The 26,981-nt window shown below is 69.6% G+C and carries 23 protein-coding genes and 1 tRNA gene; 9 read left to right on the forward strand and 15 right to left on the reverse strand.

The window, feature by feature from the left end:
* Positions 1 to 39: 39 nt before the first annotated feature.
* On the forward strand, positions 40 to 795 hold the full coding sequence (locus V5F75_RS05835; protein ID WP_394033523.1) for an SDR family oxidoreductase: 756 nt from the start codon (positions 40 to 42) through the stop codon (positions 793 to 795).
* Between the two features lie 17 nt (positions 796 to 812).
* On the opposite strand, the gene V5F75_RS05840 is transcribed toward V5F75_RS05835, so the two are convergent.
* Together V5F75_RS05840 and apaG are read right to left on the reverse strand one after the other, a co-directional pair.
* Entirely contained in the window at positions 813 to 2,309 is a 1,497-nt protein-coding gene (locus tag V5F75_RS05840) for a TrkH family potassium uptake protein (RefSeq protein WP_394033524.1), read from the reverse strand.
* 33 nt (positions 2,310 to 2,342) lie between these two features.
* Positions 2,343 to 2,735, reverse strand: a complete 393-nt coding sequence (gene apaG, locus V5F75_RS05845) for a Co2+/Mg2+ efflux facilitator ApaG/CorD (RefSeq protein WP_394033525.1) — start codon at positions 2,733 to 2,735, stop codon at positions 2,343 to 2,345.
* 500 nt (positions 2,736 to 3,235) lie between these two features.
* On the opposite strand from apaG, the gene V5F75_RS05850 reads away from it, so the two are divergent.
* Positions 3,236 to 5,581: a tetratricopeptide repeat protein gene (locus V5F75_RS05850; RefSeq protein WP_394033526.1), complete on the forward strand. Its 2,346-nt coding sequence runs from the start codon at positions 3,236 to 3,238 to the stop codon at positions 5,579 to 5,581.
* A gap of 447 nt (positions 5,582 to 6,028) precedes the next feature.
* Here the strand turns inward: V5F75_RS05850 and V5F75_RS05855 are convergent.
* From V5F75_RS05855 to V5F75_RS05885, 7 genes are all read right to left on the reverse strand, one after another.
* Positions 6,029 to 6,104, reverse strand: a tRNA-Glu gene (locus tag V5F75_RS05855).
* An 87-nt stretch (positions 6,105 to 6,191) separates the two neighbouring features.
* Entirely contained in the window at positions 6,192 to 6,866 is a 675-nt protein-coding gene (locus tag V5F75_RS05860) for a YggS family pyridoxal phosphate-dependent enzyme (protein ID WP_394033527.1), read from the reverse strand.
* Positions 6,863 to 7,729, reverse strand: a complete 867-nt coding sequence (locus tag V5F75_RS05865) for a C40 family peptidase (protein ID WP_445329408.1) — start codon at positions 7,727 to 7,729, stop codon at positions 6,863 to 6,865. The genes V5F75_RS05860 and V5F75_RS05865 overlap by 4 nt, the downstream gene beginning before the upstream one ends.
* 4 nt (positions 7,730 to 7,733) lie before the next feature.
* Entirely contained in the window at positions 7,734 to 9,113 is a 1,380-nt protein-coding gene (locus V5F75_RS05870) for a leucyl aminopeptidase family protein (protein WP_394033528.1), read from the reverse strand.
* A gap of 169 nt (positions 9,114 to 9,282) precedes the next feature.
* Positions 9,283 to 9,777 (reverse strand): prepilin peptidase, encoded by a 495-nt coding sequence (locus V5F75_RS05875; protein WP_509212144.1) that lies wholly within the window; start codon positions 9,775 to 9,777, stop codon positions 9,283 to 9,285.
* A gap of 102 nt (positions 9,778 to 9,879) precedes the next feature.
* Entirely contained in the window at positions 9,880 to 10,044 is a 165-nt protein-coding gene (locus tag V5F75_RS05880) for a Flp family type IVb pilin (RefSeq protein WP_393987897.1), read from the reverse strand.
* A gap of 190 nt (positions 10,045 to 10,234) precedes the next feature.
* The gene (locus tag V5F75_RS05885; protein ID WP_394033530.1) at positions 10,235 to 11,149 is read right to left on the reverse strand and encodes a LysR family transcriptional regulator; all 915 of its coding nucleotides are present in this window, start codon (positions 11,147 to 11,149) and stop codon (positions 10,235 to 10,237) included.
* A gap of 126 nt (positions 11,150 to 11,275) precedes the next feature.
* On the opposite strand from V5F75_RS05885, the gene V5F75_RS05890 reads away from it, so the two are divergent.
* Both V5F75_RS05890 and V5F75_RS05895 read left to right on the forward strand, forming a co-directional pair.
* A complete protein-coding gene (locus V5F75_RS05890) occupies positions 11,276 to 12,460 on the forward strand; it encodes an MFS transporter (protein WP_394033531.1) in 1,185 nt (394 codons plus the stop codon).
* 153 nt (positions 12,461 to 12,613) lie between these two features.
* Positions 12,614 to 13,399: an SDR family NAD(P)-dependent oxidoreductase gene (locus tag V5F75_RS05895; RefSeq protein ID WP_394033532.1), complete on the forward strand. Its 786-nt coding sequence runs from the start codon at positions 12,614 to 12,616 to the stop codon at positions 13,397 to 13,399.
* Positions 13,400 to 13,517: 118 nt separating this feature from the next.
* Here the strand turns inward: V5F75_RS05895 and V5F75_RS05900 are convergent, their stop codons facing one another.
* The 5 genes from V5F75_RS05900 to rpmI all read right to left on the reverse strand — a co-directional run bounded on the left by V5F75_RS05900 (position 13,518) and on the right by rpmI (position 19,512).
* A complete protein-coding gene (locus V5F75_RS05900; protein WP_394033533.1) occupies positions 13,518 to 15,017 on the reverse strand; it encodes a phosphomannomutase/phosphoglucomutase in 1,500 nt (499 codons plus the stop codon).
* Positions 15,018 to 15,214: 197 nt separating this feature from the next.
* Positions 15,215 to 17,629, reverse strand: a complete 2,415-nt coding sequence (gene pheT / locus V5F75_RS05905) for a phenylalanine--tRNA ligase subunit beta (protein WP_394033534.1) — start codon at positions 17,627 to 17,629, stop codon at positions 15,215 to 15,217.
* Positions 17,630 to 17,645: 16 nt separating this feature from the next.
* On the reverse strand, positions 17,646 to 18,755 hold the full coding sequence (gene pheS / locus V5F75_RS05910; RefSeq protein ID WP_394033535.1) for a phenylalanine--tRNA ligase subunit alpha: 1,110 nt from the start codon (positions 18,753 to 18,755) through the stop codon (positions 17,646 to 17,648).
* A gap of 161 nt (positions 18,756 to 18,916) precedes the next feature.
* On the reverse strand, positions 18,917 to 19,282 hold the full coding sequence (gene rplT / locus V5F75_RS05915) for a 50S ribosomal protein L20 (RefSeq protein WP_394033536.1): 366 nt from the start codon (positions 19,280 to 19,282) through the stop codon (positions 18,917 to 18,919).
* 29 nt (positions 19,283 to 19,311) lie between these two features.
* Positions 19,312 to 19,512, reverse strand: coding sequence for a 50S ribosomal protein L35 (rpmI, locus tag V5F75_RS05920; protein ID WP_237346208.1), 201 nt, complete (start codon positions 19,510 to 19,512; stop codon positions 19,312 to 19,314).
* A gap of 291 nt (positions 19,513 to 19,803) precedes the next feature.
* Here rpmI and glpD point away from each other — a divergent pair, with 291 nt between their 5' ends.
* The 5 genes from glpD to V5F75_RS05945 all read left to right on the forward strand — a co-directional run bounded on the left by glpD (position 19,804) and on the right by V5F75_RS05945 (position 26,154).
* The gene (gene glpD, locus V5F75_RS05925) at positions 19,804 to 21,330 is read left to right on the forward strand and encodes a glycerol-3-phosphate dehydrogenase (RefSeq protein ID WP_394033537.1); all 1,527 of its coding nucleotides are present in this window, start codon (positions 19,804 to 19,806) and stop codon (positions 21,328 to 21,330) included.
* A 216-nt stretch (positions 21,331 to 21,546) separates the two neighbouring features.
* Positions 21,547 to 23,058, forward strand: coding sequence for a glycerol kinase GlpK (gene glpK, locus V5F75_RS05930; RefSeq protein WP_394033538.1), 1,512 nt, complete (start codon positions 21,547 to 21,549; stop codon positions 23,056 to 23,058).
* A 196-nt stretch (positions 23,059 to 23,254) separates the two neighbouring features.
* Positions 23,255 to 23,932 carry a 5,6-dimethylbenzimidazole synthase gene (gene bluB, locus V5F75_RS05935; protein ID WP_394033539.1) on the forward strand — a complete coding sequence of 226 codons (678 nt, stop codon included), beginning with the start codon at positions 23,255 to 23,257 and terminating at the stop codon, positions 23,930 to 23,932.
* Positions 23,933 to 24,067: 135 nt separating this feature from the next.
* A complete protein-coding gene (locus V5F75_RS05940; RefSeq protein WP_394033656.1) occupies positions 24,068 to 24,952 on the forward strand; it encodes a methylated-DNA--[protein]-cysteine S-methyltransferase in 885 nt (294 codons plus the stop codon).
* 143 nt (positions 24,953 to 25,095) lie between these two features.
* Positions 25,096 to 26,154, forward strand: coding sequence for a calcium-binding protein (locus V5F75_RS05945; RefSeq protein ID WP_394033540.1), 1,059 nt, complete (start codon positions 25,096 to 25,098; stop codon positions 26,152 to 26,154).
* A gap of 52 nt (positions 26,155 to 26,206) precedes the next feature.
* Here V5F75_RS05945 and V5F75_RS05950 read toward each other — a convergent pair whose 3' ends face one another.
* Positions 26,207 to 26,956 (reverse strand): hypothetical protein, encoded by a 750-nt coding sequence (locus tag V5F75_RS05950; protein ID WP_394033541.1) that lies wholly within the window; start codon positions 26,954 to 26,956, stop codon positions 26,207 to 26,209.
* Between the last annotated feature and the right edge of the window lie 25 nt (positions 26,957 to 26,981).

The raw sequence follows: 26,981 nt of genomic DNA on the forward strand, positions 1-26,981 counted from the left end.
GGCCCTGGCCCGCGCGGGCCTTCGGCGCGGAGGCTGCCCGTGACTCATCCCTTTTCCCTTTCCGGCGCCACGGCGCTCGTCACCGGCTCGGCGGCGGGCCTCGGCTTCGAGATTGCGCTCGCGCTGGCCCGCGCCGGCGCCCACGTGCTGGTGAACGGGCGCGACGCCGGGCGGCTCGCGGCGGCGGTCACCGCCATCATCCGCCAGGGCGGCCACGCCGAGCCGCTGGTGCTCGACGTGTTCGACGAGGCGGCGGTGACGCGGGCGGTGGCGGAGCTAGGGCCGGTGCATATCCTCGTCAACAACGCCGGCGCGCGCGACCGGCGTGGCTTCCTCGACATGGCGCAGGAGGATTTCCGCCGCCTCGTGGAGCAGGACCTGATGGCGCCGGCCCACATCACGCGGGAGGTGGCGCGGGGCATGGTGGCGCGCGGCGCGGGGGGGCGCATCATCAACATCGCATCCATCGCCGGGCCGCTGTCGCGCGCGGGAGATGCGGCCTACACCACCGCCAAGGGCGGCCTTGCGGCGCTGACGCGGGCGCTGGCGGCGGACCTCGGGCCCCACGCCATCACGGTGAACGCCATCGCGCCCGGCTATTTCCTCACCGCCCCTAACGCGGAGCTGGCGCGCGACCAGGCGGTGGGCGAATGGCTCTCGCGCCGCACCGCGCTCGGCCGCTGGGGCCGGCCGGATGAGGTGGCGGGGGCCGCCGTGTTCCTGGCCTCACCCGCCGCATCCTATGTGAGCGGCCATGTGCTGGCGGTGGACGGCGGCTACCTCTCCCATTTCTGAGCGAGGCGCCTCCCGCCTCAGCGCACCCAGAAGCGCGGCAGCAGCAGCACCAGGGCGGTGATGATCTCGAGCCGCCCCAGCATCATCGCCAGGGTGAGCAGCCAGATGGCCCCCTCGGGCAGGCTCGCGTAATTGCTGGAGGGGCCCACCACCGGGCCGAGGGCGGGGCCCACATTGGCGAGGCACGCGATGGAGGCCGAGAAGGCGGTGATGAGATCGAGCCCCATCAGGTTGAGCGCGACGCCGACCACGAGAAAGGTGAAGAGGTAGAGAAAGACGAAGCCGAGCACGGAGGCCACCACGTCGTCCGACACCGGCGCGCCGCCGTAGCGCAGGGGGAACACGCCGTTGCGGAAGGCGATGCGCTTGAAATGCTGGCGGATGGCCTTGGCGGTGATGGCGATGCGCATGGCCTTGAGCCCGCCCGCGGTGGAGCCGGTGCACCCGCCCAGGAACATGAGCACGAAGAAGATGGCGTCGGAGAGCGGGCCCCAGTGGGTGTAGTCCACCGCCATGAAGCCGGTGGAGGAGATGAGGGAGGCGACCGTGAAGAGGGCGCCGCGGAACGCGGTCTCTCCGGTGGCGATGCCCTGGAATGTCTGCTGCAGGAAAGAGGCGGCGGTGAACAGGGCGACGATGGTGAAGAACACCCGCACCTCTGGATTGGTGAAGAGGCGCCCTACATCCCCGCCGAGCGCCCGCACGTACAGCGGGAAGGGCAGGGAAGCCAGCAGCATGAACACGATGGCCACGTAGTCCACCACCGGGTTCTTGAACACCATCAGCGAGTAATCGGAATTGGCGAAGCCGCCGCTCGACAGGGTGGACATGCCGAGGGTGACCGAATCGAACAGGTTGAGCCCGGCCGCCCGGTAGCACACCACGCACACGGCGGTGAGCAGCACGTAGGCCACGATCAGCCCCTTGGCGATGGCCTCGGCGCGCGGGAGGAACTTCTCCGACTTGTCGGAGGATTCCGTGCGGAACAGCTGCATGCCGCCGATGGAGAGCACGGGCAGCACCGCGATGGCGATGCCGATGATGCCGATGCCGCCGAACCAGTGCAGCAGCGCCCGCCACAGGAGCGTGCCGCGCGACTGGGCATCGAGCCCGGACATGACGCTGGCGCCGGTGGTGGTGAGGCCGCTCATGGCCTCGAACATGGCCTTGGTGAAGGAGAGCTGCGCGGTGCCCCACATCAGCGGCAGGGCCGCGAACAGGGTCAGCACCACCCACACGCTGGTGGTGAGCAGGAACGCCTGGCGCAGGTCCAGCTTCTGCGCCCCCGAGGCGCGCCCCGACGTCCACAGCAGCACGCCCACGAAGATGGTGATGGCCGAGGCCCCGAGGAAGGCGGTCTGCCCGCCGGAGCCATAGGCCATGTCCACCGCCGCGGGCAGCAGCATGCTGGCGCCGAGGATGGCGAGCAGGATGCCGAGGGTCGCCGCCACCGGGCGCAGATTGAGAACGGAGAGGGCCTGGGCCTCCACCGTCGGAATACGCGCCGCGTGCATGGGCCCCCGCCTTTCGCCCCGTTTCGCCGGTGTTCAGTTCAGGACGCGCCGGGCGTCGGGCACGTCCAGCGAGAAGGCCGGAACCTCGATGGAGAAGGTCTCGCCGTTCTCGGTCTGCATGTCATAGCTGCCGCGCATGATGCCGGTGGCCGTGCCGAGCGGCACCCCGCTGGTATATTCGAAGCGGCCGCCGGGGGGGAGCAGCGGCTCCTCGCCCACCACGCCGGCGCCGTGGACTTCCTCCACCTGGCCGTGGGCATCGGTGATGACCCAGTGGCGGGCCTTCAATTGAACGGTTTCGGAACCGAGATTGGCGACCTCGATGGTGTAGGCCCAGAAATAGCGATTGTGCTCCGGCTCCGATCGCTCGGCCACATAGCGCGGTGTCGCGGTGACCTGGATCTGCCGTGTGGTGGCGCGGTACATTCCCGCTTCGCTCCCCTCAAGGCGGGGGCGCGCCCCCGCAGCCAAAAATGATTTCGCGATCTGCCTCGCGGACATAAGAACCGGCGCAGCATATCGCGCGCGGCCGCCGCGCGCACCTTCATCGTTGCCGGGGGCGTGCGCCCTGCGCCGTGCGCGCATCGGTCGTGGGAACGGGGGGCTCGATGGCGCTTCTCGTCACGGATTGTGCGCATCCTGGAATTCAGCCCGCCACCGGTGCGCCCCATACGATGGGGAACAGGCCCATCTCTACGCGGCTCGCCGTTGTGCGGCGGGCATTCAGATGGACGAGGCGATCACGACCGCCCGAGCCTCGGTGCTTCTCCGGCCACGGTCGCAAAGCCCCAGGTGAAAGTTCCGCCCGGCGCGGCGGATGGGGCGGATGTCCAGCGTCTCGCGGGGGCCGTGGCCCTTCGGGGCATCCTTCTGCTTCGGGCGCGGGTAAAGTGGCATTCGTCCGAGGATTCCCGAGGGTGTGCACCATGTCGCTCCGCCGGTTGATCGGTGCCTGCTTCGCAGCGCTCGCTGCCGGCGTTCTTTCCGCTGGGGTGATCGCGCTGGCAAACGACGGCTCCGCCCCGCGCCCGGGACAGGTGCTCGCGCCCGGCGGGATCGGCGCGCTCAGCGAAACGGCTCCGGCCGGCTTTGTCGGTTCCGCCGCCTGCGCCGGCTGCCATGCGGCGGAAACCAGCGCCTGGCTCGCCTCGCAGCATGCCCATGCCATGAGCCGCGCTGCACCGGAAACGGTGCTCGGCAATTTCGACGACGCCCGCGTCACGCACCAGGGCAGCGCGGCCCGCTTCTTTCGCGACGGGCCGCGTTTCATGGTCGAGACCGAGGGTGCCGACGGCAGGACCGCCGCCTTCGAGATCACCGACACGTTCGGCGTCCACCCGCTGCAGCAATATCTCGTGACCTTCCCGGACGGGCGGCGCCAGGCCCTGCCCTTCGCCTATGACACGCGACCGGCGGAGGAGGGCGGCCAGCGCTGGTTTCATCTCTATCCGGACCAGATGATCGGGCCCTCGGACCCCCTGCACTGGACGGGGTTGCAGCAGAACTGGAACTTCATGTGCGCCGAATGCCACTCGACGGCGCTGCGCAAGAATTTTGATCCGGCCGCGAACCGCTTCGACACGCGATTTTCCGAAATCAGCATCGGCTGCGAGGCCTGCCACGGTCCCGCGCGCGGCCATGTGGACTGGGCCAGGGGCCCCCGCGACCATGAGGTTCCGAACAAGGGCTTCGCCTCGGTCGCGCCCCTTCGTCCGCCAGCGGACTGGACCATCGACCCGGCCACCGGCAGCCCGGCCCATGGTGTTTCGCGCCCTGTGGGCGACGTCGTGGAAACCTGTGCCCGCTGCCATGCGCGCCGCAGCATCCTCTCCGAGGACTGGCGCCCGGGCCAGCCGCTGACGCAGACCCATCTTCCGACCTTCCTGTCCGAAGGCCTGTTCGAAGCGGACGGCACCATGCAGGACGAGGTCTTCAACGACCACGCCTTCAAGCAGAGCCTGATGTATGCGCGCGGCGTCACCTGCGGCGACTGCCATGAGCCGCATTCGGCGGCCCTGCGCGCGCCGGGCAGTGCGGTCTGCGGCCAGTGCCACCTGCCGGAGAAGTTCGCATCCGAGGCGCACACCGGCCACGCGCCGGGGCCGAAGGCGCCGGACTGCATCTCCTGCCACATGCCGGCGCGCACCTACATGGTGGTGGACAGGAGGCACGACCACTCCTTCCGGATTCCCAGGCCCGATCTCTCCGCGCGCCTCGGCACGCGGAACACGTGCAACGACTGCCATGCCGACCGTTCCGCGGATTGGGCGGCCGAGGCCATCGCGCGCTGGCACGGCCCAGAGCGCAAGGGCTTCCAGAGCTGGGCCGGGGCGTTCCACGACGCGCGCATCGGCGATCCCGCGGCGCGTGAGGCGCTGGTCCGGCTCGCCACGGCGCCGGCCACGCCCGCCATCGTCCGCGCCACGGCGGTGAACGAGCTGCGGAGCTTCCCCTCCAATGCGACGGAGGAGGTGATGCGCACCGCGCTGTCCGATCCCGATCCGCTGGTGCGCATCGCGGCCGCCGAAAGCGCGGCGGGCCTGCCTCTCGACATGCGCTGGCGGCGTCTCGGGCCGCTCCTGTCCGATCCCGTGGCCGGCGTTCGCATCGAGGCCGCGAACCAGCTCGCGGACCAGCCGCTGGCGGAACTGTCGTCCGCCGACCGGGACCGGCTCAGCGCGGCCTTCAGGGAATATGAGACGGCGCAGCGCCTCAATGCGGACCGGCCGGAGGGGCGCTCCAATCTGGGAGGGTTCCTGCTGCGCCGCGGCGATGTGCCGGGCGCCGAGGCCCAGTTCCGCGCCGGCCTGAGCCTCCAGCCAGGTGGGCCCGCGCTCGCGGTCAATCTCGCCGATCTCTACCGCCTGACGGGCCGCGAACGCGAGGCGCAGGACGTGTTGGAGCAGGCCATCAAGGCGCATCCCGATGCCGCGGCACCCCGCCATGCCCTGGCCCTCGGGCTCATCCGCCAGAAGCGCTATGGCGAGGCTTTGGCGGAGCTGCGGCGCGCCTACGAGCTGGCGCCGGGCAATGCCCGTTTTGCCTATGTCTACGCGGTGGCGCTTCAGTCCCTCGGTCGCGCGCAAGAGAGCGCGGCCGTGACCCGCGAGTCCCTGGCCCGCAATCCCAATGATGCCGATCTGCTGGCCCTGGCGCTGAACGAGGCCCTGCGATCCGGCGATATCGCCCGCGCGCGAGACGCCGTTTCAAAGCTCGCGCTCCTGCGGCCGGATGACGCCGAGATCGCCCGCCTTCATGCGCGCCTGCGGTGATGCCAGCCGGCGCTTCCGCGGGTGGTGAGCCCGGCCGAGAGTTTGCTGTCGATCCCATGGGATGGACGGGGCCGGGCGGCGAATGTCCCGCTGCGGCTCAGATGCCGGCGCCGTGCGGGCTGAGCCGCGCCGGGCCTTTGCCGCGTTTGGAGGAGGTCCGTGTCGAAACCGGTCCACGCAGGCTTCATGCGTAGCGCGTGAACGCACCGCCGAAATGCTCCTGCCCCTGGCCGAGCGGCCGGGCACCGCGCCTGCGATCATGTCGGCGCCCGGTCCTCGCACCTCGGCAGAGGCCGAGCGCGACACCCGCGCAGCCGATCAGGCACGCCCTGCGAGCCGCGCGTTTATCGGGTCGACGAGGAGATGGGCGAGCTTTCCCGGCCCAACCTGCATGCGGTTGGCGCTGCGTCTCAGGGGCAAAGGAAAATCAAATGACGCGCCCGCGAATGGCGCTCCCAAGGGGACTCGAACCCCTGTTTTCGCCGTGAGAGGGCGACGTCCTAGACCGCTAGACGATGGGAGCGTTGCGGGAAGGCCGTCTCTATAGCTGTGATCCCGGGGTGGGGCAAGCGACTTTCTTTTCGGAGCGAAAAGTTCTCCACAGGGGGCTTCAGGCCACCGGTGGGCGGTGGCCGAAGATGGCGCTGCCGACGCGCACATGGGTCGCGCCCTGGCGGATAGCGGCGGGGAAATCGCCGCTCATGCCCATGGAGAGCCCCTTCAGCCCGTTGCGCGCGGCGATCTCGGCGAGGAGGGCGAAGTGCGGATCGGGCACCGCATCCACCGGGGGAATGCACATGAGCCCGGCGAGGGTGAGGCCGTGCACGTCCCGGCATTCGGCGATGAAGGCGTCGGCCGCCGTCGGCAGCACGCCCGCCTTCTGCGGCTCGGCGCCGGTGTTCACCTGCACGAACAGCTCCAGCACCCTGCCCGTGCGGGCCTGCTCGGCGGCGATAGCGGCCGCGATCTTGGGGCGGTCCACGGTGTGGATGGCGTCGAACAGCGCCACCGCCTCGCGCGCCTTGTTGGACTGCAGCGGGCCGATGAGGTGCAGGCGGGCATCGGGGAACGCCGCCCGGAGCGCAGGCCACTTGGCCTCGGCCTCCTGCACCCGGTTTTCGCCGAACACGCGCTGGCCGGCCTCCAGCACCGGGCGCACGGCTTCCGCCGGGAAGGTCTTGGAGACCGCGACCAGCGTCACGTCGTGCGCGTCACGGCCGAATTCGCGGCAGGCCTTGGCGATGGCGGCGCGCACTTCGGAAAGGTGCTGGGTGGCCTCGGTCATTCGGGGGTCTCCATGGCGAGCCGGCGCACGGCGCGCAGCGGCAGGCCGGTGCCGGCGATGCGGGCGAGCGCGGGCTGAAGCGGCTCGCGCGCCACCATCATGTGGAAGGCGTTGGCGTGGAGCAGCAGCTCGGGTGTCTCGGCTATGGCGACGTGGCCGGGCCAGAACAGGAGGTCGCCGCGCGCCAGCGGAGCATCGAGCGCGATGGCGCGGCCGAGCGCCTTCTCCTGCATGTCGCTGTCGCGCGGGGCGCGGATGCCGCAGGCGGAAAGGGCGGTCTCGACGAGGCCGGAGCAGTCGAGCCCCAGGGCCGAGCGCCCGCCCCAGAGATAGGGCACGCCGAGGAACCGGGCGGCCACGTCCACGAAGTCCGTCTCGCGGGCGTCGAGCGGGGCGAGGTGGCGAGTGAAGACGAAGCCGTCGCGGGTGGCGCAGAAGGCGCCTTTCTCCTCCCGCACGGCCACTGCGCTGCCGAAGCAGAGCGCGGCGCGCGGGGGGGATTTGATGTCGGGCGCCGGAAACAGGAAGGTGCGGGGCACAGCCACCTTGTGGGTGGGCGCGGCGGCGGGCGCACGCAGCGCATCCGTGGGCAGGTAGCCCACATAGCCGTCACGCGCGAGCTGGACGAAGGCCCAGCCCTCGCCATCGTCCGCATAGACGGTGACGCGTTCGCCGTAGAGCGCCTCGGTGTCGAGCGGGGCGTCGCCCGCCGGGCGGCGGCGCACCGGCGCCACCGGCTCCGCCACCTCGCGCGCCTCGCCCTCCACGTAGCGCGGCGCCTCGACCACGCCCTTCAGATGGGCGGCGGCGAAACCTTCGCGGGCGGGGGTGAGGCGCGGGTCCAGGCCTTCGGGAAGCATCATGGCCTCAGCCGTAGCGGGCGGCGAGCAGGGCGTCGAGGGCGCGGATGGTTTGCGCTTCCCCGCCCTCGGGCCGGCCGGGCCGGCCCGAGGGGTTCCAGGCGAACAGGTCGAGGTGCAGCCAGGTCTTGGCGGCGCTCACGAACTTGTCGAGGAACAGCGCCGCCGTGATGGCGCCGGCGAAGGGGCCGGAGGAGACGTTGTTGGTGTCCGCCGTCTTGGAATCCAGCATGGCGGCGTAGGGCCGCCACAGGGGCAGGCGCCAGAGCGGGTCGGCCTCGGCGGAAGAGGCCACGGCCAGCTCGGCGGCGAAGGCGTCGTCATGGGTGAAGGCGGCGGGCAATTGTGGGCCCAGGGCCACGCGGGCGGCGCCGGTGAGGGTGGCGAAATCGATGAGCAGGTCCGGCGCCTCCTCGTCCGCCAGGGCGAGGGCATCGGCCAGCACCAGGCGGCCTTCGGCATCGGTGTTGCCGATCTCCACCGAGAGGCCCTTGCGGGAGGGGAAGATGTCGCCGGGGCGGAAGGCGGAGCCGGAAACGGAATTCTCCACCGCCGGGATGAGCACCTTGAGCCGCACCTTCGCGCCGCGCGCCAGCAGCATGTGGGCGAGGCCGAGGGCGTTGGCCGCCCCGCCCATGTCCTTCTTCATCAGCAGCATGGCGGAGGAAGGCTTCAGGTCGAGCCCGCCGGTATCGAAGCACACGCCCTTGCCCACCAGCGTCACCTTGGGCGCATCGGGGTCGCCGGCGGTGATCTCGATGAGGCGGGGCGGGCGGGCCGCGGCGCGGCCCACGGCATGGACGAGGGGGAAGTTCTCCGCCAGCAGCGCCTCGCCCACGATGGAGCGGAACTGCGCCCCGTGGCGGGCCGCCAGCGCGCGGGCGGCATCCTCCAGCTCGGCGGGGCCGAGGTCGTTGGCGGGGGTATTCACCAAGTCGCGGGTGAGGGTGATGGCTTCCACCTGGCGGGTGATGTCCTGTGTGTCCACGCCCTGCGGCACCACGAGGCGCGCTGCGCGATCGGGCGCCTTGCGATAGCGCGAGAAGCGGTAGCCGCCGAGCGCGAAGGCGAGCGCGGCGAGCCTGGGATCGCCCACCTCTCCCTCCAGGCGCCAGACGCCGGGAGGCAGCAGCGCGGGCAGCGCGCCACAGGCGAAGGGGTCGGTGCGGTCGGCGCTCGCCATGCCGAACAGCAGGCCGGCGACGAGCCCGGTGGCGCCGGGCACGGGCAGCGCCTTGCCGGCCTCGGCCTTGAAGCCCGCGGAGGCGGCGAAGGCACGCACGGCGGCGGGCAGGGCGCTGGCCTCGGCGGCGGGGTCGAGGTCGGCGGCGCGCACGCACCACACCGGCAGGCTCTGTTCGGAAGCGGGGGCGAAGCAATCGAGCATGGTGAACTCCTCCCGCAAGGAGGTAGCACGCCCGCGCGCCATCCTAGAAGCGCGATCCGCGCGGGGCGGCCGGTGCGTGGGGGCGGGTCATGGCAAGGGCCCGCGCGCTTTTTTCACGGGCGTTCGGACGAGCGGGCTCGGCGCGGGGCGAAAGCCGGGGCGGATGGTATCAGGTCAGAAGCATGAGGCTGGAATAGGGATGCAGCAGCAGGCCGGCGCCGGCCAGGGCGACCCCATAGGGCAGGGTTTCGCCGGTGCGGGCGAGCAGCGCCAGCGGGCGCGGCAGCGGCGCGGCGCGGCTCCTGGCACGCGCCCTCAGGGTCGCGGCGAGGGTGAGAAGGGCGCCGATGAGGCCGCAGGCGACGATAAAGGCCGGCACCTGCGCCGGATCGAGCCAAAGCACCAGGGCGCCCGCGAGCTTGGCATCGCCGGCGCCGATGACGTCCTGGGCGAACAGGGCGAAGCCGGCGGCGGTGACCGCTCCCGCCACCACGAGACGCAGGGCGAGGTCCGCGAGCGGGGAGACGAGCGCCAGCAAAGCGAAGGCGGCGAGAAGGGCGGCCACCAGCAGATTGGGAATGACCCGGCGGGCGAGGTCGGTGCCGATGGCGGCGCACAGCAGCGCCGGATAGAGCCCGAGCAGCAGCAGATCCAAGACGTGCATCCGGTCCATGGCCTGTTTCCTTCGCCGTTTCCTTATCCCGGCCGTGTTGCTCCCGGCCGTTCGCGCCCGGTGCCGCCCTGTGGGGCGGACGCCGGGCCGGTCTCAGTTGCCGGCCGCGGCGGCGGTGGCCTTGAGGCGCGAGAAGGTGGTGGCGATCTGCGCCAGCACCGTCACGATGGCAATGGACAGCCCGGCGGCGATGAGGCCGTATTCCAGGGCCGTGGAGCCGTGCTCCTCATGGATGAAGCGGGACAGCAAGAGCTTCATGTAACGCTTTCCGGTGCGGTCCCGGGTCGAGGCGATCCCGGTTGCGGTCAGGCGCGGCGGATGGGCCGCATGGAAAGAGGCTAGGCCCTCTGCTCTTGCGGGGAGGTAAAGGGGCGCTACTAAAATACCGCCCATCCCGGCCGGCTGGCGGAACGGTTAATGCTCTCTCGCCGGCGGCCGGCGGGCGGTGTCAGATCCGCACCTCCTCGGCCAGGAAGTCCACGAAGGCGCGGATGCGGGCGGAAAGCGGGCCCGCGCCGCCCACGTAGACGGCGTGCACATCCACGGCGTCGCCGGGGTTGAGATGCTCCAGCACCGGCACCAGCCGGCCGGCGGCCACGTCGGCCCGCACCTGGAACTCGGCGAGCCGCGCGAGGCCGAGGCCGGCGAGCGCCAAGGCGTGCATGGCCTCCCCGTCGCTCACCTGGGCGTTGCCGCGCGGGGGAACGGAGACGATGCCGCCCGCGCCGTCGCGGAACGGCCAGCCCGTCACGATGCGCGTGAAGGTGAAGCCCAGCATGTTATGGCCGGCGAGCTCCTCCGGCGCCTGGGGCATGCCGGCGCGGGCGAGATAGGCGGGCGAGGCCACCACCATCGCGCCGCTCTTGGCGATCTTGCGGGCCACGAGGCGCGAATCGCGCATGGGGCCCACGCGGATGGCCACGTCCGCCCGCTCCTCCAGTAGGTCCACCACCCGGTCGGTCACCGTCACCTCGATGCTCATCTGCGGGTGGGCGGCGAGAAAGCGCGGCACCAGCGGCAGGAGATGCGCCATGGCGAAATGCACGGAGGAATTCACCCTGAGGCGTCCGCGCGGCGCGGCGCCGGCGGCGGCCTCCTGCTCGGCGGCGGCGATCTCGTCGAGGATGCGCGCCGCGCGCTCGTAGAAGGCGGCGCCCTCGGGCGTGAGCTGGAGCCGGCGGGTGGTGCGCACCAGGAGCCGCACCCCCAGGCGCCGCTCCAGCCGCGCCACCAGCTTGCTCACCGCCGAGGGGGTGAGGCCGGAGGCGCGGGCGGCGGCGGAAAAGCCGCCCCGCTCCACCACGCGGGTGAAGACCTCCATCTCCGTGAAGCGATTGGCATCGCGGGCGGGCTCGGGCGTCATCTGTGAGCTCGGGTCATGAATGCTTTGACCTTGCGCACGCTAGTTCATGAGCGGGGAAAGGTCCATGTTGCGCCGCATCCACCCGGCCCGGCCGGGATGCCCTCCCATTCGAGAAAGCGCGAGACCATGCCCGTCGCACTCTATGCGCTCGCTGCCGGCGCGTTCGGCATCGGCGTCACGGAATTCGTCATCATGGGCCTGCTGCTGGAGGTGAGCGCCGATCTCGGCGTGTCCATCTCCGCCGCCGGCCTGCTCATCTCCGGCTATGCGCTGGGGGTGGTGGTGGGCGCGCCGCTGCTCACCACGCTCACCGCCCGCTGGCCGCGCAAGCAGGTGCTGCTGGGGCTCATGGCCGTGTTCACCCTCGGCAACCTCGCCTGCGCGCTCGCGCCAAGCTACGGCTGGCTGATGGCGGCGCGGGTGCTCACCTCCTTCGCCCACGCCACCTTCTTCGGCGTCGGCTCGGTGGTGGCGACAGACCTCGTGCCCACGAACAGGAAGGCCTCGGCCATCGCCATCATGTTCACCGGCCTCACGGTGGCGAACATCCTGGGCGTGCCGTTCGGCACCTGGCTCGGCCAGCTCGCGGGCTGGCGGGCCACCTTTCTCGCGGTCACCGGCGTCGGGCTGGTGGCGTTCGCCATCATCGCCGTGCTGGTGCCGAAGGACCACGGCACGCCGCTCGCCTCGCGCCTGTCGGACGACCTGAAGGTGCTGCGCCGGCCGGCACTGCTCTACGGCCTCGCCACCACGGTGCTGAGCTGGGTGGGGGTGTTCGCCGCCTTCACCTACATCGCGCCCATGCTCACCCGCATCACCGGCTTCTCCGATGCGGCGGTCTCGCCCATCCTGCTGGTGTTCGGCGGCGGGCTCGTGGTGGGCAACCTCCTGGGCGGGCGCTTCGCCGACCGGCGGCTGGTGGCCACCGTCTACGGCAGCCTCGTGGTGCTGGCGCTGGTGCTCGCGGGGCTGGCGCTCGCCCTCGACGGCAAGGTCACGGCGGTGGTGGCGGTGGGCCTCCTGGGCGCGGCCGGCTTCGCCACGGTGGCGCCGCTGCAGATGTGGGTGCTGGAGAAGGCGCGGGGCGCGGGGCAGACCTTCGCCTCGTCCTTCAACATCGCCGCCTTCAACCTGGGCAACGCCGTCGGCGCGGCGCTGGGCGGATGGGTGATCGACGGCGGGCCGGGCCTGTGGGCGGTGCCGCTGGTGGCCGCCCTCGCGCCCCTGGCGGCGATGGCCACGGCCTTCCTTTCCGAGCGGCGCGAGGCCGCCGGCCTGGAACGCGAGGACGCCGTGGCCGGGAATGCGTGAGATCATGCGGAAGGCCCGCGCGCCCGGCTCATGGGTCTTCCGCGCTCTTTTCGGGGCTTCAGCCCCGGTCTGCGCCGCGCCGGAGCATCACCCGCCCAACCCCGTTCAGGGCCCAGTGGGTGGCGGCAGGCACGCATCCAAGGAGAAATGGACATGAAGATCGATCTTTCCGGCAAGACCGCCCTCGTCACCGGCTCCACCCTCGGCATCGGCTTCGCCATCGCCAGGGGGCTGGCGCAGGCCGGCGCCGCGGTGGTGGTGAACGGCCGCAAGGCGGAGGCGGTGGAGGCCGCGGTGGCGGCGCTCAAGGCGGATGGCGCTGTTTCCGGCGCGGTGGCGGATGTCGGCACCTCCGAGGGCTGCGCGGCCCTGGTGAAGGCCGTGCCGCAGCCGGACATTCTCGTGAACAATGCCGGCATCTACGGCCTCGGCGATTTCTTCGAGACCGGCGATGACGTGTGGCAGCACTATTTCGACGTGAACGTGATGAGCGGCGTGCGGCTCTCGCGCGCCTATTTGCCGGCCATGGCGGCGAAGGGCTGGGGGCGGGTGGTGTTCCTGTCCTCGGAATCCGCCCTCAACATTCCCGCGGACATGATCCACTACGGCTTCAGCAAGACCGCGAACCTCTCGGTGGCGCGCGGCCTCGCCAAGCGCATGGCCGGCACGGGCGTGACCGTGAACGCGGTGCTGCCGGGCCCCACCTTCACCGAGGGTGTCGCCGCCATGCTGCAGGACGAGGTGGCGAAGACCGGCGCCACCGCCGAGGCGGCAGCCGACGCCTTCGTGAAGGCGCACCGTGCCAGCTCCATCATCCAGCGCGCGGCGCGCGCCGAGGAAGTGGCGAACATGGTGGTCTATGCCTGCTCGGTGCAGGCTTCCGCCACCACCGGCGCCGCCCTCAGGGTGGATGGCGGCGTGCTCGACACCATCGCCTGAAATGCGGCGGGGACCGGCATGCCGGTCCCCGCATCTCCCTTAACCGGTTGGAGGCACCGCCCCCGGGGCTCCGACTCTTGATCGAAGCCGGCGGGGCTTCGATCGCGGGCCCTCGGCGTCAGATCTTCTGGTTGTATTCGCCCACTTCCGGGTGGGCGCGCAGCACGCCGTCCACCTCGGCGAACATCTCGCGCATGCGCGCTTCCGAGACCGGGCTCTCCACCACCACCACCAGCTCGGGCTTGTTGGAGGAGGCGCGCAGCAGGCCCCAGGAGCCGTCCTCGCAGGTGACGCGCACGCCATTCACCGTCACGAGGTCGCGGATCTTCTGCCCGGTCACGAGGCCGCCGGCGGCGGCCAGCTCCTCGTAGTGCTTCACCACCTGCTCGACGATGCCGTACTTGGCCTCGTCCGCGCAGTGGGGCGACATGGTGGGGGAGGACCAGGTCTTGGGCAGGCCCTCGCGCAGCTCGGAGAGGCTCTTGCCGGGGTTGCGGTCCAGCATGTCGAGCACGGCGATGGCGGAGACGAGGCCGTCGTCATAGCCGCGGCCCACCGGCTTGTTGAAGAAATAGTGGCCGCTCTTCTCGAAGCCCACCAGGGCGCCGGTCTCGTTCACCCGGCGCTTCATGTAGGAGTGGCCGGTCTTCCAATAGTCCGCCTTCACGCCCAGGCGGATGAGCTCGGGGTCGGTGGCGAACAGGCCGGTGGACTTCACGTCCACCACGAAGGTGGCGCCGGGGTGCAGCTTGGCGAGGTCGCGGGCCAGCAGCACGCCCATCTTGTCGGCGAAGATCTCCTCACCCGTGTTGTCCACCACGCCGCAGCGGTCGCCGTCGCCGTCGAAGCCCAGCGCGAGGTCCGCCTTGTGCTCCAGCACGGCGTCGCGCATGGCATGGAGCATCTCCATGTCCTCGGGGTTCGGATTGTACTTGGGGAAGGAGTGGTCGAGATCGCAGTCGAGCGGGATCACCTCGGCGCCCAGCGCCTCGATGACGCGCGGGGCGAAGGCGCCGGCGGTGCCGTTGCCGCAGGCCACCACCACCTTCAGCTTGCGCGAGAGTTTCTGCCGGTCGGTGAGGTCCTTCACATAGACCTCGGGGAAATTCTCCACGAACCGGTAGGCGCCGCCGCCGATCATCTGGAATTTAGCCGACAGCACAATTTCCTTGAGCCGGCTCATTTCATCCGGGCCGAAGGTGAGCGGGCGGTTCACGCCCATCTTCACGCCGGTCCAGCCGTTGTCGTTGTGGGAGGCCGTCACCATCGCCACCGCCGGCACGTCGAGCGCGAACTGGGCGAAATAGGCCATGGGCGAGAGCGCGAGGCCGATGTCGTGCACCTTGATGCCCGCCGCCATCAGGCCGCTGACCAGCGCATACTTGATGGACGAGGAATAGCCGCGGAAGTCGTGGCCGGTCGCGATCTCCGGCCGCACGCCCATCTCATGCATCAGGGTGCCGAGGCCGAGGCCCAGCGCCTGCACGCCCATCAGGTTGATTTCCTTCTGGAACAGCCAGCGCGCGTCGTATTCCCGGAAGCCGGTGGGCTTCACCATGGGCTCGGATTCGTAGGCGTAGGTATTGGGCGTCAAAACGGGCTTCGGAACAGGAAACATCGACGCTTCTCCACACGGAGGACGGCGCGGCCCGAAAGCGCGCCAGGAGCGCCGCCCGCCGGTCCAGCCGGATCTGCGGCGGCGAGATAGCACGAAAATTGTGACGGAAAGAACCGGAAATCACGGCACGGAAGGGGCCGTGCCCGCCGCCTCCGCCGATGGTAAATGCCCGGCGCACGGATGCGCCGGGCCATGCCTCAGGCGCGCAGGATGGCACCGGTCTTCTTGGCGACCTCGGCGACGATCCTGCCCGCCACCTCCTCGATCTCCTTGTCGGTCAAGGTGCGCTCGCGCGGCTGGAGGGTCACCTCCACCGCCACCGACTTCTTGTCGGCCTCGATGCCCTTGCCCTCGTAGAGGTCGAACACGCCGACCGCGGTGACGAGCTTCTTGTCGGCGCCCTGGGCGGCCTTGAGGATGTCCGCCGCCGGCACCGTGCGGTCCACCAGGAAGGCGAAGTCGCGCGTCACCGGCTGGAAGGCGGACAGCTCGATCTGCGGCTTCACCTTCGTGGGCTTGGCCTTTGGCTCGGGGATCTTGTCGAGCACGATCTCGAACGCCACCACCGGGCCTTCGACGTCGAGCGCCTCCAGCACGGCGGGATGGATCTCGCCGAAATGGGCCATGGCGTTGGAGCCGAGCCGCAGCGTGCCCGAGCGGCCGGGGTGGTACCAGGCGGGCGCGTCGGCGGTCACCTGGAGGTTCGCCACCGGGGCGTTGCAGGCGGCGAGCGCCGCCAGCGCGTCGGCCTTGGCATCGAACGCATCCACCGCGCCCGCGGTGCCCGACCAGTGGCGGCCGGAGCCGGACGGCCCGGCGGTGCCGTGGCGCACGCCGGAGGCGCACTGGCGCTGGTCCTCCGGCTTGTCGCCGGCGAACACCTGTCCTACCTCGAACAGGGCGGTATCAGCGAAACCCTTGTCGGCATTGGCCCTGGCGGCTCGGATGAGGCCCGGCAGCAGGCTCGGCCGCATGTCGGACAGCTCGGCCGCGATGGGGTTTGACAGCGCGAGCGCCGGGGCCCCGCCGCCGAACAGCTCCGCCTCCTTGTGGGAGACGAAGGACCATGTCACGGCTTCCACCAGCCCGCGGGTGGCGAGCGCCCGGCGCGCCTTGCGGCTGCGGCGCTGGAGCGGGGTGAGGATGGGCTTGCGCGCGTCCGCGCCGCGCGGCAGCTCGGTGGCCGGCACGCGTTCCAGGCCCAGGATGCGCACCACCTCTTCCACCAGGTCGGCCTTGCCCTCGATGTCGCCGCGCCAGGAGGGCGGCACCACCTGCAGCACCGGCCCCTCGCCCGAGACGCCGAAGCCGAGGGCGGTGAGCACCTCGCGGATCTCCTGCTCGGAGGCGTCGAGCCCGGTGAGGCGCTCCACCTCGGAGAGGGGGAAGGCGATGGTGCGGATAGCATAGGGAATGGTGCCCGCCAGCACGATCTGCGAGGGCTCGCCGCCGCAGATGTCGAGCACGAGGTGGGTGGCGAGGTCGAGGCCCGGCAGGGTGAAGGCGGGGTCGATGCCGCGCTCGAAGCGGAAGCGGGCATCGGAGTTCAGGCCCAGCTTGCGCCCGGTCTGGGCGATGTTGATGGGCTCCCACAGGGCGGATTCGATCACCACGTCGGTGGTCGTCTCGTCGCAGCCCGAGTCTTCGCCGCCCATGACGCCGGCGAGGCTCTCCACGCCCTTGTCGTCGGCGATGACGCACATGGTCTCGTCGAGGGTGTAGGTCTTGCCGTCGAGGGCGAGCAGGGTCTCGCCGCCGCGAGCCCGGCGCACCACCAGCTCGCCCGAGACCTTCCTGGCGTCGAACACGTGGAGCGGGCGATTGCGGTCGAACGTCATGAAATTGGTGATGTCCACCAGCGCGTTGATGGGGCGCAGGCCGATGGCGCGCAGCTTGTCCTGCAGCCATTGCGGCGAGGGGCCGTTCTTCACCCCGCGCACCACCCGCAGCGCGAACGCCGGGCACAGGGAGGGCGTGGCGCCGAATTCGAGTCGCACCGACACCGGGGAGGGGAACTTGCCCTCAACCGGCTTGATGCGCGGGTTCATCAGCTCGCCGAGGCCGGCGGCCGCGAGGTCGCGCGCGACGCCGGAGACGCCGAGGCAGTCGGCGCGGTTGGGGGTCACGGCGATTTCGATCACCGGATCGTCGAGGCCGATCACTGCCGCGAACGGCGCGCCGGCCGGGGCATCGGACGGCAGCTCCATGATGCCGTCGTGCTCTTCCGAGAGACCGAGCTCGCGCGCCGAGCAGAGCATGCCGCGGCTTTCCACGTCGCGGATCTTGCCCACCTTGAGCTGCATCCCGTTGGTGGGGATGACGGTGCCGGGGGCCGCGAACACGGTCTTCAGCCCCGCGCGGGCGTTGGGCGCGCCGCACACCACCTGGATCGGCTCACCGGTGCCGATGGAGACCGAGCACACCTGCAGCTTGTCGGCATTGGGGTGCTTCGAGGCGGTGAGGATCTCGCCCACCACGAAGGCGGAAAGGGCCTTGGCCTTGTCCTCGACGCCCTCGACCTCGAGGCCGATGAGCGAGAGGCGCTCGACGATCTCCTCGAAGGAGGCGGTGGGCTGAAGGTGTTCCTTGAGCCAGGAATAGGTGAACTTCATGGGTCCTGCCTCCTTCTCAAGCGCTCAGGCCACCGGCCAGAGTGGGGAAATCGAGCGGGCGGAAGCCGTAGTGGGAAAGCCAGCGCACGTCCGCCTCGAAGAAGGCGCGCAGGTCGCTCATGCCGTATTTCAGCATGGCGATGCGGTCGATGCCCATGCCCCAGGCGAAGCCCTGGTATTCGTCCGGGTCCAGCCCGCAATTCCTCAGCACATTGGGGTGGACCATGCCGCAGCCGAGGATCTCCAGCCAGTCCTCGCCCTCGCCGAAGCGGATCTCGCCGGGGCGGGAGCGGTCGCACTGGATGTCCACTTCCATGCTGGGCTCGGTGAAGGGGAAGAAGGAGGGGCGGAAGCGCATCTTCACGCCCTCCACCTCGAAGAAGGCCTTGCAGAATTCTTCGAGGATCCACTTCAGGTGGCCGAGATGGGCGCCCTTGTCGATCACCAGCCCCTCCACCTGGTGGAACATGGGGGTGTGGGTCTGGTCCGAATCGCAGCGATAGGTGCGGCCGGGGCAGATGACGCGGATGGGCGGCTTCTTCGAGAGCATGGTGCGCACCTGCACCGGCGAGGTGTGGGTGCGCAGCACCTTGCGCGCGCCGCTTTCGTCCGGCGGCAGGAAGAAGGTGTCGTGCATCTCGCGGGCCGGGTGGCCGGGCGGGAAGTTCAGCGCCGTGAAGTTGTGGAAGTCGTCCTCGATGTCCGGGCCTTCCGCCACCGAGAAGCCCATGTCGGCGAAGATGGCGGTCAGCTCCTCCGTCACCTGGGCGATGGGGTGCACGCGGCCGGTCTCGGCCGGCGCCTCGCGCACGGGCAGGGTCACGTCCACGCGCTCGGTGGCGAGGCGGGCCTCCAGGGCGGCGGCCTTCAGCGTCTCCCTGCGGGCGGCGATGAGGCCCTGCACCCGGTCGCGCAGGCCGTTGATGGCGGGGCCCTTCACCTTGCGCTCCTCGGGGCTCATGCCGCCGAGGGACTTCAGGAGCTCGGACACCTGCCCCTTCTTGCCGAGGGCGGAGATTCGCACCTGCTCCAGGGCGGCTTCGTCCGCGGCGCCGGTGATGGCGGCGGAGAGGTCCTGCTCCAGGGCGTCGAGGGCGGGGGTGTCGATGGTGACGGGATCGGACATGGGAGGTCCTTCAAGTGCCGGTCGTCGCGGCGCCCGCGCGGAGGGTCGGGCCGCCGGGGCGTGGATCTGTCGCGCCGCTTATAGGGGGAGGGCCCCAAACGGAAAAGCCCCGCACGGGCGATCCGTCGGGGCTTCTCGTCAGGTCTCGGAACGCGGAAGGCTCAGGCTGCGAGGGCGGCCTTGGCCTGCTCCACGATGACCTTGAACGCCTCGGGCTCGTGGATGGCGATATCCGAGAGCACCTTGCGGTCGACCTCGATGCCGGCCTTGGTGAGGCCGTCGATGAAGCGCGAATAGGTGAGGTCGAGATCGAGCGCGCGCACACCGGCGTTGATGCGCTGGATCCACAGGGCGCGGAAGTTCCGCTTCTTCACCTTGCGGTCGCGGTACGCATACTGCATCGACCGTTCGACGGCAGACTTCGCAGCGCGGATGGTATTCTTGCGACGGCCGTAAAAGCCTTTGGCGGCTTTGTAGACCTTCTTGTGCTTGGCGTGGGCGGTAACGCCACGTTTCACGCGGGCCATGGGTATGCTCCTTCAGATCGCGACTGGCGTCAGCCGTTGGGCAGGAAGTGCTTGCGGATGACCCGCCCGTCACTCTCGCTCAGGATGGTGGTGCCGCGCAGGTTGCGGATCTGGTTGTTGGTGCGCTTGATCATGCCGTGGCGCTTGCCGGCCTGGGCGGCGATGACCTTACCCGTACCCGTGAGGCGGAAGCGCTTTTTGGCTCCCGACTTGGTCTTCATCTTGGGCATTTAGCTCTCCGTGGCCGCGACCTTCCGCGCCCTTGCGGGGCGGTGGACGCTCAGCCTCTTGTTGCTGTTGAGCGGTATGGACCAGCGCGGCAGCCCTTTTTCGCCGGCCGGTCCGAAGGCGCGTTCGTTACAGGAGCGCGACGCGAAACGCAAGGGGTACGGCCTTCTGACCCCGGCGCGCGCGTCGCTGCCGCGATTGAGGTTGACGCGCGCGGGTGAGCCGCCATGGTCTCCCCCGCGCGCCGCCGATTCCCCCTTTCGGGCCCGGCGCGGCGGGCGGGAGCAGGTGTGATGGTCGCAACGCCGCAGATCCACGACGCCGACGCGATCTTCGACCTCCTCGTCATCGGCGGCGGCGTGAACGGCTGCGGCATCGCCCGCGACGCCGCCGGGCGCGGCCTTTCGGTGGTGCTGTTCGAGAAGGGCGATCTCGCCTGCGGCACCTCCTCGGCCTCCACCAAGCTCATCCACGGCGGGCTGCGCTACCTGGAACACGGCGAGCTGCGGCTGGTGCGCGAGGCGCTGGAGGAGCGCGAGGTGCTGTGGGGCATGGCGCCGCACATCATCCACCCGCTGCGGTTCGTGCTGCCGCACCGGGCGGGCATGCGGCCGGCCTGGATGCTGCGGCTCGGCCTGTGGATCTACGATCACCTGGGCGGACGCGGCCAGCTGCCGCCCACCCGCGCCCTGGACCTGCGCCGCGATCCGGCGGGGGCGGCGCTGCGGCCCGGCTTCATCCGCGGCTTCGAATATTCCGACTGCTGGGTGGATGACGCCCGCCTCGTGGTGCTCAACGCCCGCGACGCGGCGGATCGCGGAGCCCGCATCCATCCGCGCACACCGGTGACGGGCGCCCGGCGCGAGGGCGGCCTCTGGGTGGTCTCCATCCTCGACGGCGGCGAACCCCGGCAGGTGCGGGCGCGGGCGCTGGTGGATGCGGCCGGCCCCTGGGTCGCCGGGGTGCGCGCGGCGGCCGGGGTGCCCCAGGGCGCGCGCGTGCGGCTGGTGCAGGGCAGCCACATGGTGGTGCGGCGCCTGTTCCGGCACGATCGCGGCTACATCTTCCAGAACGGCGACGGGCGCATCGTGTTCGCCCTGCCGTTCGAGGACGACTTCACCCTCATCGGCACCACCGATCGCGACTATGACGGGCGCCCGGAGGACGTGGCGGCGACGCAGGAGGAGCTGTCCTACCTGTGCGCGGCCGTGAACGCCTATTTCCCCGCGCCGGTGACCCCGAAGGATGCGGTGTGGACCTATTCCGGCGTGCGCCCGCTCCACGACGAGGGGAGCGGCAAGGCGCAGGACGCCACGCGCGACTATCTCCTCTCCCTCGATCTCGACGGCGGCGCCGCGCCGCTGCTCACCGTCTACGGCGGCAAGATCACCACCTACCGCCGGCTGGCCGAGGCGGCGCTGGGGCAGCTCGCGCGCCATTTGCCCGTGACCTCCGGCCCCTGGACCGCCGGCTCGACCCTGCCGGGCGGCGATTTCCCGCGCCAGGGCTTCGAGACCCTGCTGGCGGAGCTGCGCCGCGCTTTTCCGGCGCTCGACGGGCTCCTGCTGCGCCGGTTCGCCCGCGCCTACGGCACCCGCGCCCATGCGCTGCTGGAGGGCGTCACCGGCAAGGACGACCTGGGCGAGGGGTTCGGCGCGCAGCTGTGGCAGCGCGAGGTGGACTTCCTGATGGACACCGAATGGGCCCACACCGCCGATGACGTGCTGTGGCGGCGCACCAAGCTCGGCCTCCGGCTCGACATCCAGGAGGCGGCGGCCCTCGCCACCTACATGGCGCTGCGCGTGGCCCGGCGGAAATAGAGCGTTTTCGAGCGAAGTGGGAACCGGTTCGCGTGAAGAAAACGCGTCAACGCAAGAATCCGGGGCGTCTCCCCGTTTCATGAAGCGGGGAAGTGCTCCGGAGCGTTTTCGAGCGAAGTGGGAACCGGTTCGCGTGAAGAAAACGCGTTAACTCAAGAATCCGGGGCGTTTCCCCGTTTCATGAAGCGGGGAAACGCGCCAGGGCGCGGAGGCGAGATGGACCGCTACATTCTGGCCCTGGACCAGGGCACCACCTCCTCCCGCGCGCTGCTGGTGCGGCCCGACACCTCCGTCGCCGCCGAGGCGCGCGAGGAGCTGCCCCAGCACTTCCCAGCCTCGGGCCTGGTGGAGCAGGAGGGGGAGGATATCTGGTCCACCACCCTCGCCTGTGCCCGCGCGGCGCTGAAGGCGGCGGGCGCGAGCCCCGCCGAGGTCGCCGCCATCGGCATCACCAACCAGCGCGAGACCACGCTGGTGTGGGAGCGCGACAGCGGGCGCCTCATCCACCGTGCCATCGTGTGGCAGGACCGGCGCACCGCCGATGCCTGCGCCCGCCTCATCGCCGCCGGGCAAGGGCCGAAGGTGAGCGCCACCACCGGGCTCGTCATCGATCCCTATTTCTCCGCCACCAAGATCGCCCACATCCTCGACACCGTGCCCGGCGCGCGGGGGCGGGCGGAGCGGGGCGAGCTGGCCTTCGGCACCGTGGATTCGTTCCTGCTGTTCCGCCTCACCGGCGGGCGCGTGCACGCCACCGATGCCACCAATGCCGCCCGCACGCTGCTGTTCGACATTCACCGCGGCCGGTGGGACGCGGAGATGCTGGCCCTGTTCCGCGTGCCGGCGGCGATGCTGCCGCAGGTGCGCGACAGCGCCGCCGATTTCGGGAGCACCGACCCCGCCTTTTTCGGCGCGCCCATTCCCATCCGCGGCATGGCGGGGGACCAGCAGGCGGCCATGGTGGGGCAGGCCTGCTTCCGGCCGGGCATGGTGAAATCCACCTATGGCACCGGCTGCTTTGCTCTGCTCAACACCGGCGAGAGCCCGGTCGCCTCGCGCCACCGGCTCATCACCACCATTGCCTGCCAGCTCGAAGGCCGGCGCACCTATGCGCTCGAAGGCGCCATCTTCATCGCGGGCGCGGCGGTGCAGTGGCTGCGCGACGGGCTGAAGCTGATCGCCAGCGCGCCCGAGGCCGACCGCCTCGCCGCCCAGGCGGACGCGGAGCAGGACGTGATCCTGGTGCCGGCCTTCGTGGGGCTCGGCGCGCCCTATTGGCGGCCGGAGGCGCGCGGCGCCCTGTTCGGCCTCACCCGTGCCACCACCGCCGCCGAGCTCTCCCGCGCCGCGCTGGAAAGCGTGTGCTTCCAGACCCTCGACCTCATGGATGCCATGCACGCCGACTGGGCCGGCGCCGGCGGCAGCGAGACCGTGCTGCGGGTGGACGGCGGCATGGCCGCTTCCGATTTCACCATGCAGCGCCTCGCCGACCTCATTGGCGCGCCGGTGGACCGGCCCCATGTGCGCGAGGCGACGGTGCTCGGCGCCGCCTACCTCGCGGGGGTGGAGAGCGGCTTCTTCCCGCCGCCGGATCTCTTCGCCGCCCGCTGGCGTCGCGAGCGGCGCTTCGAGCCGCAGATGGCGGAGGCGGAGCGCGGGCGGCGCATCGCATTGTGGCGCGATGCGGTGGCGCGGGTCATCGGCGTTCCGGCGGGCCCTGCCATGTGAGCGGCGCGACCTTGACGGGTGCGGCGAATTGCCGCCGAATGGAGCAGCGCGCACCCGCCCCGGCGCGGCCGGCGCGCCAATGCCAAGGGCCTGTGCGCATCGCTCACGGGCCTTTGGGCGAGCCCCCTCGGCCCGGCCAAGACCGGAGCCGAGGGCATAAGACTGCCGGCCGAATGCGCCGGCCCGGAGGAGGCCCATGACGCGCGACGACAGCTTCACCCGCGAGGAGCAGGCCGCCATCTATCGCTGCATCACCGGGCGGCGGGACGTGCGCCGCAATTTCCTGCCCGATCCGGTGTCCGACGAGGTGCTGGGCCGGGTGCTGGCCGCCGGCCACGCCGCGCCTTCCGTGGGCTTCCTGCAGCCGTGGAACTTCATCGTGATCCGCGAGCAGGAGACGAAGGCCGCCCTGCACGCCGCCTTCACCCGCGCCAATGCGGAAGCCGCCGCCATGTTCGAGCCGGAGCGGGCGCAGCTCTACCGCACCCTGAAGCTGGAGGGGCTGCGCGAGGCGCCGCTGCTGCTGTGCGTGACCTGCGAGCGCGACCGCGCCGGGCCGGTGGTGCTGGGCCGCACCCACCAAAGCGAGATGGATGTCTATTCCACCGTGTGCGCGGTGCAGAACATCTGGCTGGCGGCGCGGGCGGAGAACCTGGGGGTGGGCTGGGTCTCCATCCTCTCGCTCGAGGACCTGCGCGGCATTCTCGGCATTCCCGAGCCCATCGTGCCCATCGCGCTCCTGTGCGTGGGCTATGTGGACCATTTCGAGGGCACGCCGGACCTGGAGCGCGCCGGCTGGCGCAAACGGCTGGCGCTGGACGACCTTGTGTTCTCCGAGCGGTTCGGCGCGCCGGCCGGCAAGGCGCCGAGCTGAGGGGGCGATGCCGGCGAAATCGGGTGGGCGGGCCTTGGCGCGGGTGCTCGAATGGGGCACGCTCGACGAGATGGAGACACCCCCGTGCTGGCGCTCGATGCTCCCGCCCTTTTCACGCCCCCGGCCGCCGGCACGATGATCGCGCCCCCCGCCACGCCGCTCGAGATCGCGGCGCGCGATTATGACGTGGTGCGCCACGCGGTCGCCTATATCTCCCGGCATGTGCGCCGCCAGCCGGAGGTGGAGGAGATCGCCGCCGCCGCCGGCGTCAGCGCCCGCGCGCTCACGGATCTGTTCCGCCGCTGGTGCGGCCTCACCCCCAAGGCCTTCCTGCAGGCGGTGACGCTGGATCGCGCCCGGCGCATCGTCGCCGAATGTCCCAACGTGCTCGATGCCGCTTTGGAGCTGGGCCTGTCCGGGCCGGGGCGCCTGCATGACCTGTTCGTGGTGCACGAGGCCATGTCGCCGGGGGAATGGAAGACGGGTGGCGCCGGGCTCGTCATCCGCTACGGCTTCCATCCCTCGCCGTTCGGGCGGGCGCTGGCCATGTCCACGGCGCGGGGCCTGTGCGGGCTCGCCTTCGCCGATGCGGGCGAGGAGGCGGCCGCGCTGGCGGACATGAGCGCCCGCTGGCCCAACGCCGCTTATGTGGAGGACGCGGCCGCCACCGCGCCCCTGGTGGCGCGCATCTTCGATCCCGCCTCCTGGCGCGGCGACCAGCCGTTGCGCATCGTCTTCATCGGCACCGATTTCGAGATCAGCGTGTGGGAGACACTGCTGCGCATTCCCCTGGGCCGCGCCACCACCTATTCGAGCATCGCCGAGCATGTGGGCCGGCCGAAGGCGGCGCGGGCGGTGGGCGCGGCGGTGGGCAAGAATCCCATCTCCTTCGTGGTGCCCTGCCACCGCGTGCTGGGCAAGAGCGGAGACCTCACCGGCTACCACTGGGGCCTCACCCGCAAGCGGGCGATACTGGGCTGGGAAGCCGGACAGGCCGGCACCGCGCCGGTAGGAGCCTGAACGGGGCACCCGCGCCTGAACGGTGGCGGGCGTGACGAAAGGTCACTTGCTACGGCCGTGCTATTTATACGTGTGTCGTGCCGCTTTATTACAACCCATGATAGCGTTCACCTGCACTCATGCTTCTTGGGGAGATGCAGGTCATGGGAACGACGTATGGAACCGCCGGAAACGACACGATCAACGTGTCGACATGGAACGCCACCTGGTCCGTGTATGGCTATGGCGGGAACGACACGATCACGATTTCCAACTCGTCCATATCGAGCGTCATTATCAGCGGCGGGGCGGACAACGACATCATCAACGTGCCGTTTGCGCAGAGCGCCAGTGTCCATGGGGATGACGGCGATGATAGAATCACACTCGATGGCGCCACAACTGCGGGGGCGCGGTATATCTATGGAGACGGCGGGAAAGATGAGATCAAGGGCTCCGACAGTGCGGATTACATCTTCGGCGGATCTGGCAATGACACCATCTGGGGGCGTCTCGGGGCAGACCATATCTATGGCGACGATGGCAACGACACGATCATCGCGAATATGGCCTATCACCCCGTGTTCTATGATGGCGGCGCCGATCAGGACACGCTCCTTATTTACCCGAGTTCATCCTATTTCTGGTATGAAGTGAACATCGCGACCATGTCCGGCATCGAGAGGATTGAGAATACCGATCCTGGTAAGCTCGCCTATCTCGTCGGCAACGCCCTGAATTTGGATGACGTCACGCTTATCGACATCAACGGAGTCAAGGGCAACAACGGCGACAATTATCTGAGGGCTGGCGAGTCGCAATATGCCAGTGGAAACATGCTCAGAATGACGCTTGACGGCCTGGGAGGGAACGACGCCCTGCGCGGTGCCGCCAATCCGGACTTGATAATTGGAGGAGCTGGAAACGACAGGCTGGATGGGTTCGGGGGCAATGATGAGCTCAATGGGGGTACTGGAAGTGACCAGTTCCATTTCTATGAAGGCTGGGATGTCGATACGATAAAGGACTTCACGCAGGGGGAGGACCTGATATATCTTCATAAGACTGGACTTGTCGATATTTCGAGTATCAACTTGACAATTCAAAATGATTCGGATTTGAACATAAAAATTGGCTCCATAGAATTTCTAATCGAAAATGGTGCGTCCATGACGCTTACAGACTCAGATTTCGTATTCACGGAGACAATTCCGTACATATGATCTCATGGATGCGCGCCCATGATGCGTGGGCGCGCATCAAAAGCTATACTGCCTATCCATATGTGGGACTATATTTCATTTTTCCGTTTACCGTGACGATGGCTTCGCGCCATGAGTCGGCTTGGGCCACCATCTGGCGTTGATTTTTCCAGATGGAGCCGTTTCTGTCGGAATAATACGTCATTCCGTCATTATCCTTCAGTCTGACGAAGAAAATGCCAAGCCCATAGGTTCCATTGTCATTCTTGATGAGGAGAGTTCCTCCGATATTCCATGCGGAGTTCATCCATCGAGCAGACTCCTCGATCTCGCTCGGATATTCAGTGTAAATTTGTTCGTAGTAAGCTGAGAATATTTCTAGAAATTCCGTGCGCCTGGTAAGTCTTGCGGTTTCGTCCGGATTTGTGGCTGCATCTAGTCGCGCCTGAGTCTCAACGAGTTCAGATTGCAGTTCAGCTCGCGCTATAATTGCATCATTATACTTCTGAATACTATTAGCAAGCTGGATGGGATTTCTGTATCCGTACCGCTCTCTTTTGGAATGCGCGTCCGTCGCGGCTGTCTGCGCGGCGGGGGGCGCCGGTGCCTGCTGTGCCGCTTCCGAGGCGCCGATCCAGGCATTGGTGGCCACGCTCGCGCCCTGCACCTGGGCGGCACTGGCGCCGGCCTTCAGTTGCTCGGCCTCCTTCGCCAGCTGCTGGATCTTGGCGAGGGTCTCGCTGTTCGCGTCCGCAGCGCCGTCCGCCCCGGTGCGGAACAAAGTGAGGATGCTGGTGGAACTGTTGCCGACACTCGTCACCATGTGCCCCTCCCGCGAGGCGGGAGCC

Origin of the sequence: Xanthobacter albus (assembly GCF_043194895.2) — a bacterium.
Classification (GTDB): Bacteria; Pseudomonadota; Alphaproteobacteria; order Rhizobiales; family Xanthobacteraceae; genus Xanthobacter.